We start from the raw sequence: 14078 nt of genomic DNA, 5'->3' as shown, positions 1-14078 counted from the left end.
CTGTGAGCCCCCTAGGTTCAGCAGGCAGTGATTCAGCAAGCGGTGATTCAGCGCTCAATGCACAGCGGCGTACTCGTGAGCTCGAGCAGTTGGCGAACGGCGATTCGGTCGACGTCCTGGTTATCGGTGGCGGAATCACGGGCGTCGGTGTTGCTCTCGATGCCGTGACTCGTGGGCTGAGTGTTGCGCTGGTCGAAAAGCACGACCTCGCGTTCGGCACCAGCCGTTGGAGTTCGAAACTGGCGCACGGCGGCCTTCGGTACCTTGCTTCCGGCAATGTCGGCATCGCCCGTGAAAGTGCGGTCGAGCGCGGAATTCTCATGACGCGCACCGCGCCGCACCTGGTTCGCGCCATGCCTCAACTCGTACCGCTGTTGCCGGAGACGTCGTTCTTCGGAAAGGCCCTGGTGCGTACCGGTTTCCTGGCCGGTGACGCTCTGCGCATGTCGGCGCGAACCCCGGCGTCGGTACTACCCAGATCACGGACGGTCAGTGCTGCTCGCGCTCGCGAATTGGCCCCTGCGGTCAAGCAAGAGAATCTACGCGGCGCCTTGACGGCCTTCGACGGGCAGCTCATCGACGACGCCCGTCTTGTCGTCGGCATCGCGCGAACAGCGGCGTCCCACGGCGCGCGAATCCTGACCCGGGTCGGTGCGTACGACGTATCCGGAACATCGGCCACCTTGCGCGACGAGTTGACCGGGTCCGAGTTCTTGATGCGTGCCCGCGTCGTGATCAATGCGACCGGGGTATGGGCTGATCAGGTCGACTCCAGCATCACTCTTCGCCCCAGCCGCGGAACGCACCTGGTGCTCGACGCGGCGCGATTGGGGAACCCCACTGCAGCACTGACGGTGCCGATTCCCGGCGAGACCAACCGATTCGTCTTCGCCCTACCCGCGCAGCTCGGCCGGATCTACCTAGGGTTGACCGACGAAGCAGCGCCGGGGCCGGTGCCCGACGTGCCGACGGCGTCCGAGGACGAGATCGACTTCCTGCTCAGCACCGTGAACACGGCGTTGGAAGTTCCGCTGACACGTGCGGACGTTTTGGGGACTTTTGCGGGTCTGCGCCCCTTGCTGGACACCGGTGAAGGCTCGACTGCCGACCTCTCCCGCAATCACGCTGTTGTTCGTTCGGCTTCGGGCTTGGTCACGGTGGTGGGCGGCAAGCTCACGACGTACCGCAAGATGGCCGAAGACGCTGTCGACGCTGCGATCGAGGTCGGCTCGCTGAATGCCGGTGCGTGTCGGACACGCGCGTTGCCGCTGGTAGGTGCTACATCGGCGGCGGATTTGAAAAAGATCAAGGCTCCCGCCTCCCTCGTGGCGCGATACGGCACCGAAGCGGAGTTCGTTGCCTCCGCGAGCAGTGATCGTCTTCGGCCGGTTGCGGACTTGGAGATCTGCGGCGCCGAGTTCGATTTCGCCGTATCGCACGAAGGTGCCCTCGATGTCGACGACGTCCTTGATCGCAGGACCAGAATCGGATTGGTGGCTTCGGATCGCGAACGCGCACTGGGTGCGGCAGAACAGGCGTTTCACTCGGTGTGACACTCTGATCCGGTGCGTGTAGCCGTCGTTGCCGGGCCGGACCCGGGTCATGCTTTTCCCGCAATAGCGTTGTCGCTGGCGTTGATCCAGGCCGGCGACGACCCCATCCTCTACACCGGGACCCGGTGGGTGGAGGCAGCGCGAGCAGCGGGTGTGGAAGCGGAGCCTCTCAAGGGCTTGGCTCCGAGGCCGGGAGACGACGATCTCGATGCAGGCGCTCGGATTCATTCGCGCGCCGCCTATATTTCCACCGAACTGCTTCCCGACCTGAAATCCGTCTCCCCGGATCTTGTCGTCTCCGACATCCTTACTGCCGGAGGTGGATTGGCCGCGGAACGGCTGGGCATCCCGTGGGTGGAGCTCTCGCCTCACCCGTTGTACTCACCCTCGCGCGGTCTGCCGCCTATCGGCAGTGGGCTCGCGCCCGGCGTCGGAATTCGCGGTCGACTCCGCGACACCCTGATGCGCGCAGCGACGGGACGTTCGATCAAGCAAGGGTTGGCCCAGCGCTCGCAAGCCCGTGTCGGTGTCGGACTGCCCGCTCTCGATCCCGGCCCTCATGCGCGGCTGATCGCAACGCTTCCGGCACTGGAAGTGCCTCGCCCCGACTGGCCGGAGCACGCACACGTCGTCGGACCGCTTCTCTGGGAGCCGACCGAGGTCATTCTGGATCCACCGCCAGGTGACGAACCGCTGGTCATGGTGGCGCCGTCCACGGCACACACCGGCGCAGTGGGAGTGTTCGAGGGCACGGTCGAAGGACTCGACGGCGCCGGTGTCAGGCTGATCGCGTCGATGCTCGACGGAGCTGAAGGCGAGCATCCTGATTGGGTTCGTGCAGGTCTCGGACGCCAGGACGCGATGCTGCGTGACGCGGCGGTATTGGTGTGCGGCGGCGGGCACGGCATGTTGGCAAAGGCGCTGTTGGCCGGAGTACCGACCGTCGTCGTTCCTGGGGGAGGGGACCAGTGGGAGCTGGCCAATCGCGCTGCGCGGGCAGGCACGTCGGTGATCGTGCGGCCTGCGGATGCGCAGTCGATTCGCGATGCAGTACTACAGGTTCTTTCCGATGAGCGATTCACGGAAGCGGCGAGGGCGGCTGCCGCTACTGCGTCGCAGGTCGTCGATCCGGTCGTGGTGTGCCGACAGGTGGTCAATGGCGGTGTGTCGGCGTGAGCCGACTGTGCCTGGGTGCAGATACATCACCCTGTGGACTACGGTGGCGGCTGTGCGGTTGACCGAATTTCATGAAATGGTGCGCGAAGAGTTCGGGCAGGTACGAGGCGACTCGATGCTGATCGACCATGTACTCCAGAGTCTCGACGGAATGACTGCCGCGGAGGCCGTCGAGGCAGGTTGGGAGCCTCGCGAAGTGTGGCGTGCGCTCTGTGTGGAGTTCGACGTACCGCCCGCCCGCCGCTGATTTTTTCGGCGTGTCGAACGTCTCTCGTCTTCTGTTCGAACACGTGTTCGTCTATGCTGGAGCTGTTCGGTGGTGACGCTCCTTTCGTAACTGCGAACTTTCGGTTATCGACAAGCACAGTGTTGGACAAGCACATTGTTGGACAAGCACAGTGATCGACAAGCGCGAAAGCAAGATCGAAAAGTCTGTCGGTGGCCGGATCTACTCTGATCGCAACACACCAACAGGGTCGGCTCAGGCAGGCGCTGAAGAGACGGAGTCTGCTCAGGCAGGCACTGAAGACTGAAACAAGGATGGGGATCACGATGGCACCACAGGCACCTGATCGGGACAAGGCACTCGACCTCGCGTTGGCGCAGATCGACAAGAACTTCGGCAAGGGTTCGGTGATGCGCCTGGGTGAGGGTGTCCGCCAGCCCATCGCCGTCATTCCCACCGGTTCCATCGCGCTCGACGTCGCGCTGGGTATCGGCGGACTGCCGCGTGGCCGCGTCATCGAGATCTACGGCCCGGAATCCTCGGGTAAGACCACCGTGGCACTGCACGCAGTTGCCAACGCTCAGGCCAACGGCGGCATCGCGGCCTTCATCGACGCGGAGCACGCGCTTGATCCTGACTATGCAGCCAAGTTGGGTGTCGACACCGACGCGCTTCTGGTCTCGCAGCCCGATACGGGTGAGCAGGCTCTCGAGATCACCGACATGCTGATTCGTTCGGGCGCCCTCGACATCGTCGTGATCGACTCCGTGGCCGCTCTTGTTCCTCGCGCCGAGATCGAAGGCGAGATGGGTGACAGTCACGTCGGCCTGCAGGCTCGACTGATGAGCCAGGCGCTGCGCAAGATCACCGGTGCCATGAACAACTCGGGCACCACCGTCATCTTCATCAACCAGCTTCGCGAGAAGATCGGCGTGATGTTCGGTTCTCCCGAAACCACCACCGGTGGTAAGGCACTGAAGTTCTACGCTTCGGTTCGCCTCGACATCCGTCGCATCGAGACTCTCAAGGACGGTACCGACGCAGTCGGTAACCGCACTCGCGTCAAGGTCGTCAAGAACAAGGTCGCTCCGCCGTTCAAGCAGGCCGAGTTCGACATTCTCTACGGTCAGGGCATCAGCAAGGAAGGCTCGCTCATCGATATGGGTGTCGAGCACGGGTTCATCCGCAAGTCCGGCTCCTGGTACACCTACGAAGGTGACCAGTTGGGTCAGGGCAAGGAAAATGCTCGTAAGTTCTTGCTGGAGAACACCGATATCCGCGACGAGATCGAGAAGAAGATCAAGGAAAAGCTCGGTATCGGTGCTGACGTCACTGCAACCGACGAAGCTCCCGCCGACTTCTGAGTTCAGTCATGAGCTTCGACGACGGTGACAACGGCGAGAATGCTCGTGAAGAGTACGGCGCGCCTCGGCGTCGATCCCGTCAACGATCCGAGAAGCCGTCGCAACGCACAGAAGGTGGGACGGAGGCGCAGGCCAAAGATGCTTGCCTACGCCTCCTGACCGACCGGGCGCGCAGTCGTTCCGAACTGGAAACAAAGCTGAGCGGGCGCGGCTTCGAACCTGAGATCATCACGAACGTTCTCGATCGGCTCCAGGAAATCGGCTTGATCGACGACGCAGACTTCGCGAATCAGTGGGTTCATTCGCGCCACACGTACTCAGGCAAGGGAAAGCGCGCCCTGGCAGTCGAACTGCGGCTCAAAGGTATCGACCAGGATGTGGCTTCCGAAGCGCTCTCACAGATCGATCCGGAAGACGAGCGCGAGCGAGCAGCGGAGCTGGTTCGGCGGAAGCTGAAGAACAAGCCCGTCGACGATCGCGACAAGGTCACGCGCCGACTGGTCTCGATGCTTGCTCGCAAGGGATATTCAGCGGGGATGTCGTACGAGGTGGTCAAGGCCGAGATGGCTGCCGCAGAGTCGTAGGCAACCAATGCCGTAGGCAAACAATGCCGTAGGCAACTAATACCAGGAGCGGGGTGTGTCACCGAATTCGGTGACACACCCCGCTCCTCGTGTCAGTGGAACAGCAGGTCGATCAGCTCACGGCTTGGTCAAGTCCATGCCCGGAACCGAAACGGCTGGGTCGGCGGACGGCGCCGCGATGGGGCCCTTACCCTTTCGCTTTCCCGAACGCAGGCGCTTCTCCACCTTGGTTGCCAGGAAGGTCAGAGCCGAGTTGAGAGCGATCATGATCGCTGCGACCACGATGAGCGCCGGCAAGAAGTTTCCGTAGAAGGTGCCGAGCTGTTGGGCCTGACGCACCAACTCGACATACCCGATCAGGTAACCGAGGGCGGAGTCCTTCAGCGCCACGACCATCTGCGAGATCAGTGCCGGGAGCATGGCGGTAACCGCCTGGGGGAGCAGGATCGTCACCATGATCTGCGTCTTGCGCATGCCTAGTGCCTTGGCGGCCTCACTTTGCCCTCGTGGGAGTGAGTTGATTCCGGCACGGACGATCTCGGCGATCACTGACCCGTTGTACAGAGTCAGACCCACGACGACTGCCGCGAGTGCGAGGTACTTGGACTTGAAGACCTCGTATTCGGCGAACACCTGATACGAGAAGATCATCAGAATCAGAACCGGTACTGCTCGGAACAATTCGACGATGACGCCGCAGATCTTCCGAATGATGTTGTGCTCGGAGAGCCGGCCGATACCCAGGGCAGAACCGAGGATGAGCGCGAAGACGATGGACATCGCAGCCGCGATCAGCGTTCCCCGAATGCCGGGTATCAGATACGTTGTCCACGAGGTGGATTCGAGGAACGGATCCCACTTCGCTGCTGTCAGCTGGCCCTTCTCGTCGAGTGCGCGGTAGACGACGTAACCGATTGCGACCATGAGTGCAGCGACGACCAAGGACGCGAATCGGTAGAGATTTCGCGCTCTCGGACCGGGCGCGTCATAGAGAACTGTTGCGCGGTTGCTCATCGTGAAACCTCGAATCGCTTGCTCAGCTTGCCGAAGATCAAGCCCATGGGAAGTGTCAGGATCACGAAACCGACAGCGAAGATTCCACCGACGACGAAGATCGCCGCTTCGTTCTCGATCATCTTCTTCATCAGCGCTGACGCCTCGGAAACGCCGATCACCGCGGCGATGGTCGAGTTCTTGGTCAGTGCGATCAGCACGCTACCCAGCGGTGCTGTGACCGCGCGAAAAGCCTGAGGCAGGACGATCAGCCGAAGATTTTGTGCAAACGACAGACCGAGTGATCGGCCCGCTTCGGCCTGGCCGACCGGAACGGTATTGATTCCCGATCGAAGTGACTCACACACGAACGCGGCAGTGTAGACACTGAGGCCGAGTACGGCGAGTCGGAAGTTGTTGTCTGTCAAGAACGTCGGTGAGTCCGACTTGGCGAGGTTGACTCCGAGCGTCTGCGAAAGACCGAACAGGCAGAACAGCAGAATCAGTGTCAGGGGGGTGTTTCGGAACACGGTCACGTACGCGGTACCCAGGAATCGGGCGACCGGGACCGGTGACACGCGCATTGCCGCAATCAGGACACCGATGATGACGGCGCCGATCGCGGAGAAGAACGTCAGCTGGATCGTGGTCCAGAAGGCTTCCAGAATCTGGTCGCCGTACTTGCTCAGAAGGTTCACTTGCCGTCTCCCCAGATCACGGGATCTCCGTTGGTGGCGTCACGCGCTGCGGCTCCCGAAGTGGGGAGCCGCAGCGAGATTGACGGTGAAAAAAGCAGGTCAGTAACGATCAACGGTGGGCGGTGCCGGGATGGGGTAGCCCGAAGCGCCAACAGTGTTGTTGAAGGCTTCTTCCCATGCGCCGGTGGAGATCATCTTCTCGATGGCGTCGTTGATCTTGCCGCGACCCTCGGAATCGTCCTTGGCCAGGCCGACACCGTACTTTTCGGTCGTGAACGGTTCTCCGACGACCTTCAGCTCGCCCGGGTACTGGGCAGCGTAGCCGGCGAGGATGATGTCGTCGGTGGTGACAGCGTCGACAGCGCCGTTACGCAGAGCCTCGACACAAGCGGAGTAGGTGTCGAGCGGCTGGAGCTGGACGTCCTTGGCGTAGTTGTCCTGGATGTTCTGCGCCGGAGTGGAACCCGACACCGAGCAGAGCTTCTTTCCGCCGGTGAGCGAATCGGGGCCGGTGATGTCGGTGTTGTCGGAGCGAACGAGCAGCGACTGGCCCGCGATGAAGTACGGGCCGCCGAAGCTGACCTTCTCCTTGCGTGTATCGGTGATCGAGTAGGTGGCGACGATGTAGTCGACCTCGCCGTTCTGGATCAAAGTCTCACGCTGAGCCGAAGGTGATTCCTTGAAAGTGATGCCATCGGGCTTCACGCCGAGTTCGTTGGCGATGTACCGGGCCACCTCGACGTCGAAACCGGAGAAAGTGCCGTCCGGATTACGCTGCCCGAGGCCGGGCTGATCGAACTTGATGCCGACGGTGAGGGTGCCGTCGGAAGCGCTCTCGGTGATCGACTTGTTCTCCTCGCCGCCACCACAGGCGGTGGCAGCGAACGCGATAGCCATGATTCCGATTCCGAAACGGACGGAACGATTGATCTTCATGAAGATCCTCTCGGTTGTCGACATGCAAACGGTGCAGTCGAGATGAAAAGTGCAGTCGAGCGAGTTGTCTTGTGGACGAGAGCAGGACTGTGTCGGAGGGGGGACTGTGTCGGAGGGGGGACTGTGATCAGTGAGTGAGGATCTTGCCGAGGAAGTCCTTGGCCCGATCCGACTTGGGATGAGTGAAGAACTCTTCGGGTGTTGTGTCTTCGACGACCTGACCGTCAGCCATGAACAGCACACGATCGCCGGCCTTACGTGCGAAGCCCATCTCGTGCGTGACCACGAGCATGGTCATGCCTTCCTTGGCGAGGGAAGTCATGACATCGAGGACCTCGTTGACCATCTCGGGGTCGAGAGCGGAGGTGGGCTCGTCGAAAAGCATCACCTTGGGCTGCATCGCAAGAGCGCGAGCGATCGCGACACGCTGTTGCTGGCCACCGGAGAGCTGTGCCGGGTACTTGTCAGCCTGATTGGCGATACCGACGCGCTCGAGCAACGCCTGCGCCGTCTTCTTGGCGTCGTCCTTCTTCGCCTTGCGGACCTTCATCGGTGCGAGCATGACGTTCTCGAGGATCGTCTTGTGCGCGAACAGGTTGAAGGACTGAAAGACCATTCCGACGTCGGCACGAAGTGCGGCAAGTGCTTTGCCCTCCTCGGGGAGCGTCTTGCCGTCGACGGCGATGGTGCCCGAGTCGATGGGTTCGAGGCGATTGATGGTGCGGCACAGAGTCGACTTACCGGAGCCCGACGGACCAAGGACGATCACTACTTGGCCCTTGGGTACCTCGAGATTGACCTCTTGCAGGACGTGAAGTTCCCCGAAGTGTTTGTTCACCGAGGTCATCGAAATCATGGATGTGGAATCGCCGGAGGTGGTCGGCGTCGTCGCATCGTCGGCTTGGGTCATAAACGAGAACCTTAGGCGTAGTTTGCGTCGACGCCCGTGATTTCGCCATGGTTCTTGCCATATGTAATGGAAATTTTACTGTGACGACGTTTATGTCGCGTTTCGGCTGTTTATCAGGGCGTTATTACGCGTCGTAGTGGACGTGAGCTAGGCTGAAGCGTGTCACTGATCGACGAAATGTCCCCTGCACTTCCGGAGCCGACTGCAGTTCCGGAGCCGACTGCGAAGTCTGTTCGCACCTACGAGGTGCGGACGTACGGCTGTCAGATGAACGTCCACGATTCCGAGCGACTGTCCGGTCTGCTCGAGGACGCCGGGTACTCGAAAGCGGAGACCGGAACCGATCCTGACCTTGTCGTCTTCAATACGTGTGCGGTTCGTGAGAACGCGGACAACAAGTTGTACGGCAACCTCAGCCAGCTCGCCCCGAACAAGGAGGCGAACCCCGACATGCAGATCGCAGTCGGTGGGTGCCTGGCTCAGAAGGATCGTGACACCGTCGTCAAGAAGGCACCGTTCGTCGATGTCGTCTTCGGCACCCACAACATCGGCTCGCTGCCCGCGCTGCTCGATCGTGCGCGTCACAACCAGCGTGCCGAAGTCGAAATCCTCGACGCACTGGAGGCCTTTCCGTCGACATTGCCGGCCAAGCGTGAATCTGCCTATGCGGGATGGGTTTCCATCTCGGTGGGTTGTAACAACACGTGCACGTTCTGCATCGTTCCGGCCCTGCGTGGCAAGGAAGTGGATCGGCGTCCCGGAGACATTCTGGCCGAGGTTCAGGCGCTCGTCGACGAGGGTGTCTCCGAAGTGACTCTGCTCGGGCAGAACGTCAACGCCTACGGCGTGTCGTTCGCCGATCCGGAGCAACCGCGCGATCGCGGCGCCTTCGCCTCCCTCTTGAAGGCGTGCGGACACATCGACGGCCTCGAACGTGTGCGGTTCACGTCCCCGCACCCGGCGGAGTTCACCGACGACGTCATCGAAGCGATGGCAACCACCCCCAACGTCTGCCCGCAGCTGCATATGCCTCTTCAGTCCGGTTCGGACAAGGTTCTCAAGGCGATGAAGCGCTCGTATCGCAAGTCGAAGTACCTCGGGATCATCGAGAAGGTGCGCGCCGCAATGCCACACGCCGCCATCACCACGGACATCATCGTCGGGTTCCCGGGGGAGACGGAAGAGGATTTCGCGGAGACGCTGGACGTCGTACGCAAGGCGCGATTCTCGAACGCCTACACCTTCCAGTACTCCAAGCGCCCGGGTACGCCGGCGGCCGAGATGGCCGATCAACTTCCCAAAGAGGTTGTCCAGGAACGTTATATGCGATTGCTCGCGGTTCAGGAAGAAGTGAACATCGAGGAGAATCGCAAACTCGTCGGCACCGAGGTGGAACTCTTGGTGGCAGCAGGGGAGGGCCGCAAGAACGCAGCGACTCACCGCCTCAGCGGTCGTGCGCGAGACGGTCGCCTGGTGCATTTCCGACCTGAGGGAAACCTCGACGGCACAATCCGACCCGGCGACGTGGTGACGGTCGTCGTCACCCACGGAGCCCCCCATCACCTCGTGGCCGATGACGGGGTGCTCACGCACCGTCGAACGCGCGCCGGTGATTCGTTCGAAAAGGGCATCACACCCAAGACCCCGCCCATCGGCGTAGGTCTCGGACTACCGAAGATCGGTGCCCCAGCCCCACAACCCGTCCAGATGGGATGCAACGCATGACCTCGCAACACGAGAACAAGACACCTCAGCCGGGCGACGACGCCTTCGAGGGCTACCGCAAGGATCTCGACGACGCAGAACGCAAGGTCGCGGGAGAAATCGATCCGGGTGCACGCGCCATGGTTGTCGCGGTTGCGGTGCTCGTGCTGGTCGGAACCCTTGCGCTGCCCCACACGGGAGTTGCGAACGGCTGGGATGTGCTCGCGTACAACCAGGACGCGGAAACCGAACGAATTGCACTCTTCTCACGCTTGTTCGTGTGGTTCGTCGTCGTCTTCGGCATCGGATTCTCGATGCTCGCGCTGGTCACGCGGCGCTGGAGTCTGGCCTGGGTCGCACTCGCCGGCAGCGCCGTGGCGAGCGCCCTCGGCATGATGGCCGTCTGGTCGCGTCAGACCATTCCTGCCGGTTTCAATGTGGCAGGGCCGTCGATCGGGCTGGTCATCGGATGGTTTGCCGTGGTGTTCTTGACATTCCACTGGCTCAAGGTGGTCTGGACACGAACCAACATTCAGCTCGCTGCCGAGGAACAACGCCGGATCGCTGCGGCTGAAGCCGAAAAGCATCAGGAATGGAACGTCGGCTGACACAGCGGGCCGTCTGTCCAAAGCGCAAGACAACGCCGGCTGACTCTTTCGGGGTCAGCCGGCGTTGTGGTTGTCTCAGCAGCTCGTCGTCGATTACTCGTTGACAGCGCTCTCGGCAGCTTCGGCCCACTCGCGCCACTGCTTTGCCTGAGCTAGAGCCTTCTCGGCGTCCTTCGTCTTTCCGGCAGCCTGAGCCTTGGCGGCCTGCTCCTCGAACTGGCTCACCCGCTCCTTGAACTGCGCGACGCGGGCCAGCGCTTCCGGATCGGTACGACGCCACTCGGCGTCGACTGCGTCGCGCACCTTGGTTTCGATGGCCCGGAGCTTCGCTTCGAGTTCCTGCATTCGTTCGCGCGGCACCTTGCCGATCGCGTCCCACTTCTCCTGCAGGTCTCGCAGCGCTGCACGAGCGTTCTCGAGTCCGTGTGCCGGATCGATGTTCGCGTTCGCAGCGAGCAGCTCTTCCTTCGCGACTGCGTTCTGCTCGAATTCGGCGTCGCGCTCGGATGCAGCAGCGTTGCGTGCGGCGAAGAACACGTCCTGAGCGCCCTTGAAGCGCTTCCACAGGTTGTCGTCGGCCTCGCGCGGTGCGCGGCCGGCAGCCTTCCACTCGCTGAGCAGATCGCGGAATTCTCCAGCTGTCTGTCCCCATTCGGTGGAGGTCGACAGCTTCTCGGCGCGCTCGACCAGTTCTTCCTTCGTCGAACGGGCGCTCGCACGATCGCGATCGAGTTCCGCGAAGTGGGCTCCACGTCGTCGGTTGAAGGACTCACGAGCCTTCGAGTACCTCTTCCACAGTGCGTCGTCGACCTTGCGGTCGATTCCGCGAATCGTCTTCCACTCGTCGAGAATCTCGCGCAGTCGATCACCCGCGGTCTTCCACTGGGTCGACTCCGAACCGATCTGTTCGGCCTCGACTGCGAGGGCCTCCTTGCGGGCGGTGCTCGCCGCGCGAGACTGTTCCTTCTCTTCCTTCGCGTGCGCCGCGGCCTCGTCGGATCCGGCGATGATCACGTCGAGTCGGCGGGCCAAAGCGTCGAGGTCACCGATCACGGCGGCGGTCGAGAGGGATTCGGACAGAGCGATGGCGGCAGCCTTGGTCTTCTTTGCGTCTCCGGCGCCCGACGTCAGTCGCGCCTCGAGCAGCGAGACCTCGGTCGCGAGATCGTCGTAGCGACGACCGAAATGGGCGAGGCCCTCGGTGGCGTCGCCGGCCTGCCACGAACCGATCTGACGTTCACCGTCAGCGGTCTTCACCCAGGCGGTGCCGTCTTCCTCGACGCGGCCGAATTTGCTCGGATCGCTGGTTGGTGCAGCGGTGACGGCATGCGAGGCCGCCGGACCGGGGCGAGGTGCTCCGGGGCGGGGCGCACCGGGGCGTGGTCCACCAGGTTTGGGTGCTCCGGGTTTGGGAGCAGCCGGGCTCGGGCTGGCCGAACTGCTGTCGGCGCCGGTGGTGGGTTCACTGTTCTCGGTCATCGGTCCTCGTCTCTGCCGCGCGTCACGGCTGCCTGATCGCATTCCTGGTTCCATTGAACCCGGTACTCACGTTCTCCGACTATTGAATCAGGTAAGAGGGTGTGAGGTCGCCACCTCGGGGTCGACTAGCGTGGCAACTGTGTTGACTTCCGCTGTTCTCGTCCCCTCGGCGCCGTTGCTCGTGCCGGAATTGTCCGGTGATTCGGCCGAGTCCGCCCAGGTGCGCGCTGCGGCATCGGCCGCCGTGCGCCGGCTGTCTCACGAGGCAGTTCAATGGGTAGGCGTCGGTGTCGACTCCGAGAAAGCAGCTGACGAACTCTGGCGAACTGGCGTCGGACGTGGACAGATCGGGACTTTCGCCGGATTCGGCGCCGATGTCCGGACGTCTCTGGACGCAGATGCGGCAGGCGAACCGGTGCCATCACTCGAACTCTGCGCCCTCGTGGCCGGCTGGCTGCGTGCCCAGACGGACGTGGAGTCCACCGTCGACATGCACGTTGTCAGCCCGGAGGCGTCTGCGAGTGAGTGCCGTGAATTCGGGTATCAACTCCGCAAGCAACTCGACAGCGACGATCGACCGCAGGGACTTCTGATCGTGGCTGACGGTGCATCCACATTGACGGCAAAGGCTCCGGGAAGCTTCGACGAGCGTGCGGCGGGTGTGCAGTCGATCATCGACGATGCCCTGGCTGCCGGTGACCCGGAGGCACTTCTTGCTCTCGATCCGCAGCTTTGCCGCAGTGTCGGAGTTCAGGGGCGTGCGGCATGGCAGGTCCTGGCCGGTGTCTTCACGGACTCGCCCGGGTCAGCTCGTCCTCGTTCGACGGTGGATTACAGCGGTGCGCCGTTCGGTGTCGGCTACCACGTCGGGACGTGGCGGCCGTGAACGTCCCTGAAGAACTTCGCCCGATTGCAGTTGTCGGTCCGACGGCGTCGGGAAAGTCCGATCTCGCATTGGCGTTGGCCGAGGAATTCGGCGGCGAGATCATCAACATCGACGCGATGCAGCTCTATCGCGGTATGGATATCGGGACGGCGAAACTGACGCTCGCCGAGCGCCGTGGGATTCCTCATCACCTGCTCGACGTTCTCGACGTGACAGAGACCGCCACCGTCGCGCGTTATCAAAGCGACGCGATCGCGGTCGCCGAGAACCTGATCGCGGCAGGCAAGGTTCCGGTGATCGTCGGCGGCTCCATGATGTACGTCCAGTCTTTGCTCGACGAATGGTCTTTTCCGGCAACGGATCCCGACGTTCGTGCAAAGTGGGAAGCGGTGTTGGCCGAGGGTGGGGTCGATGCGGTGCACGCGGCCCTCGTTGCTGCCGATCCAGTCGCGGCGGCGTCGATACTGCCGACGGACGGTCGGCGGATGGTTCGGGCGCTCGAAGTCGTCGAACTGACAGGTCAGCCCTTCGCGGCCTCGGCGCCTCAGATCGGTGACCCTCGTTGGGGGACCCGCATTCTCGGCGTGGATCGTGACACCGAAGAACTCGACGCCCGGATTCGCTTGCGAACGGAGCTGATGTTCTCAGGCGGACTTGTCGACGAGGTTTCCGCACTTGTCGAGCAAGGATTGCGTGAGGGCGTCACAGCGCCGCGAGCGATCGGCTACGCGCAGGTGCTCGCATATTTCGACGGCGAATACGATCTGGCCGAGGCGCTCGAACGGACGTTCATCGGGACGCGGCGCTACGTTCGCCGCCAACGATCGTGGTTCCGTCGTGACACCCGCGTGCAGTGGCTCGACGGTGCCGATCCGGAGCTGGCCAACTCCGCCTTCGCGGCCCTCGCAGATCGCGGTCTGTAACACGGTCGAGCCGATCAGCTATCTTACAGTTAGCTGTT

At 62.5% G+C, this 14078-nt stretch carries 14 protein-coding genes; 9 read left to right on the top strand and 5 right to left on the bottom strand.

Annotated elements, in window-relative coordinates; genetic code table 11:
• Positions 1-2 precede the first annotated feature (2 nt).
• The 5 genes from ACFWAD_RS16230 (at position 3) to recX (ending at position 4903) form a co-directional block, all read left to right on the top strand.
• A complete protein-coding gene (locus ACFWAD_RS16230; protein ID WP_378545513.1) occupies positions 3-1553 on the top strand; it encodes a glycerol-3-phosphate dehydrogenase/oxidase in 1551 nt (516 codons plus the stop codon).
• Between the two features lie 12 nt (positions 1554-1565).
• Positions 1566-2729 (top strand): glycosyltransferase, encoded by a 1164-nt coding sequence (locus ACFWAD_RS16225; protein ID WP_378545510.1) that lies wholly within the window; start codon positions 1566-1568, stop codon positions 2727-2729.
• A 52-nt stretch (positions 2730-2781) separates the two neighbouring features.
• Complete coding sequence (locus ACFWAD_RS16220; RefSeq protein ID WP_003942185.1) at positions 2782-2976, top strand: DUF3046 domain-containing protein; 195 nt, start codon at positions 2782-2784, stop codon at positions 2974-2976.
• Between the two features lie 305 nt (positions 2977-3281).
• Positions 3282-4319: a recombinase RecA gene (gene recA, locus ACFWAD_RS16215; protein ID WP_007735170.1), complete on the top strand. Its 1038-nt coding sequence runs from the start codon at positions 3282-3284 to the stop codon at positions 4317-4319.
• A gap of 8 nt (positions 4320-4327) precedes the next feature.
• Complete coding sequence (gene recX / locus ACFWAD_RS16210; protein ID WP_378545507.1) at positions 4328-4903, top strand: recombination regulator RecX; 576 nt, start codon at positions 4328-4330, stop codon at positions 4901-4903.
• A gap of 117 nt (positions 4904-5020) precedes the next feature.
• Here recX and ACFWAD_RS16205 read toward each other — a convergent pair whose 3' ends face one another.
• From ACFWAD_RS16205 to gluA, 4 genes are all read right to left on the bottom strand, one after another.
• Positions 5021-5917, bottom strand: coding sequence for an amino acid ABC transporter permease (locus tag ACFWAD_RS16205; RefSeq protein ID WP_054188531.1), 897 nt, complete (start codon positions 5915-5917; stop codon positions 5021-5023).
• Complete coding sequence (locus ACFWAD_RS16200) at positions 5914-6594, bottom strand: amino acid ABC transporter permease (RefSeq protein ID WP_019748198.1); 681 nt, start codon at positions 6592-6594, stop codon at positions 5914-5916. The genes ACFWAD_RS16205 and ACFWAD_RS16200 overlap by 4 nt, the downstream gene beginning before the upstream one ends.
• Positions 6595-6693: 99 nt before the next feature.
• On the bottom strand, positions 6694-7530 hold the full coding sequence (locus ACFWAD_RS16195) for a glutamate ABC transporter substrate-binding protein (protein WP_378545504.1): 837 nt from the start codon (positions 7528-7530) through the stop codon (positions 6694-6696).
• Between the two features lie 127 nt (positions 7531-7657).
• Positions 7658-8386, bottom strand: coding sequence for a glutamate ABC transporter ATP-binding protein GluA (gluA, locus tag ACFWAD_RS16190; protein WP_283303996.1), 729 nt, complete (start codon positions 8384-8386; stop codon positions 7658-7660).
• A 231-nt stretch (positions 8387-8617) separates the two neighbouring features.
• On the opposite strand from gluA, the gene miaB reads away from it, so the two are divergent.
• Together miaB and ACFWAD_RS16180 are read left to right on the top strand one after the other, a co-directional pair.
• Positions 8618-10165: a tRNA (N6-isopentenyl adenosine(37)-C2)-methylthiotransferase MiaB gene (gene miaB / locus ACFWAD_RS16185; RefSeq protein WP_378545971.1), complete on the top strand. Its 1548-nt coding sequence runs from the start codon at positions 8618-8620 to the stop codon at positions 10163-10165.
• A complete protein-coding gene (locus tag ACFWAD_RS16180) occupies positions 10162-10752 on the top strand; it encodes a hypothetical protein (RefSeq protein WP_378450057.1) in 591 nt (196 codons plus the stop codon). Before miaB ends, ACFWAD_RS16180 begins: the two co-directional genes overlap by 4 nt.
• 93 nt (positions 10753-10845) lie before the next feature.
• On the opposite strand, the gene ACFWAD_RS16175 is transcribed toward ACFWAD_RS16180, so the two are convergent.
• A complete protein-coding gene (locus tag ACFWAD_RS16175; protein ID WP_378545501.1) occupies positions 10846-12231 on the bottom strand; it encodes a DUF349 domain-containing protein in 1386 nt (461 codons plus the stop codon).
• Between the two features lie 139 nt (positions 12232-12370).
• On the opposite strand from ACFWAD_RS16175, the gene ACFWAD_RS16170 reads away from it, so the two are divergent.
• Positions 12371-13117, top strand: a complete 747-nt coding sequence (locus tag ACFWAD_RS16170) for a class III extradiol dioxygenase subunit B-like domain-containing protein (protein WP_378545498.1) — start codon at positions 12371-12373, stop codon at positions 13115-13117.
• A complete protein-coding gene (miaA, locus tag ACFWAD_RS16165; protein WP_378445782.1) occupies positions 13105-14040 on the top strand; it encodes a tRNA (adenosine(37)-N6)-dimethylallyltransferase MiaA in 936 nt (311 codons plus the stop codon). The genes ACFWAD_RS16170 and miaA overlap by 13 nt, the downstream gene beginning before the upstream one ends.
• Positions 14041-14078 lie beyond the last annotated feature (38 nt).

This window comes from Rhodococcus sp. NPDC059969, from assembly GCF_042738325.1.
Taxonomy (GTDB): Bacteria; Actinomycetota; Actinomycetes; order Mycobacteriales; family Mycobacteriaceae; genus Rhodococcus_F.
Note: the sequence above shows the minus strand (reverse complement) of the source record. Positions and strands in the feature narration are given on the sequence as shown.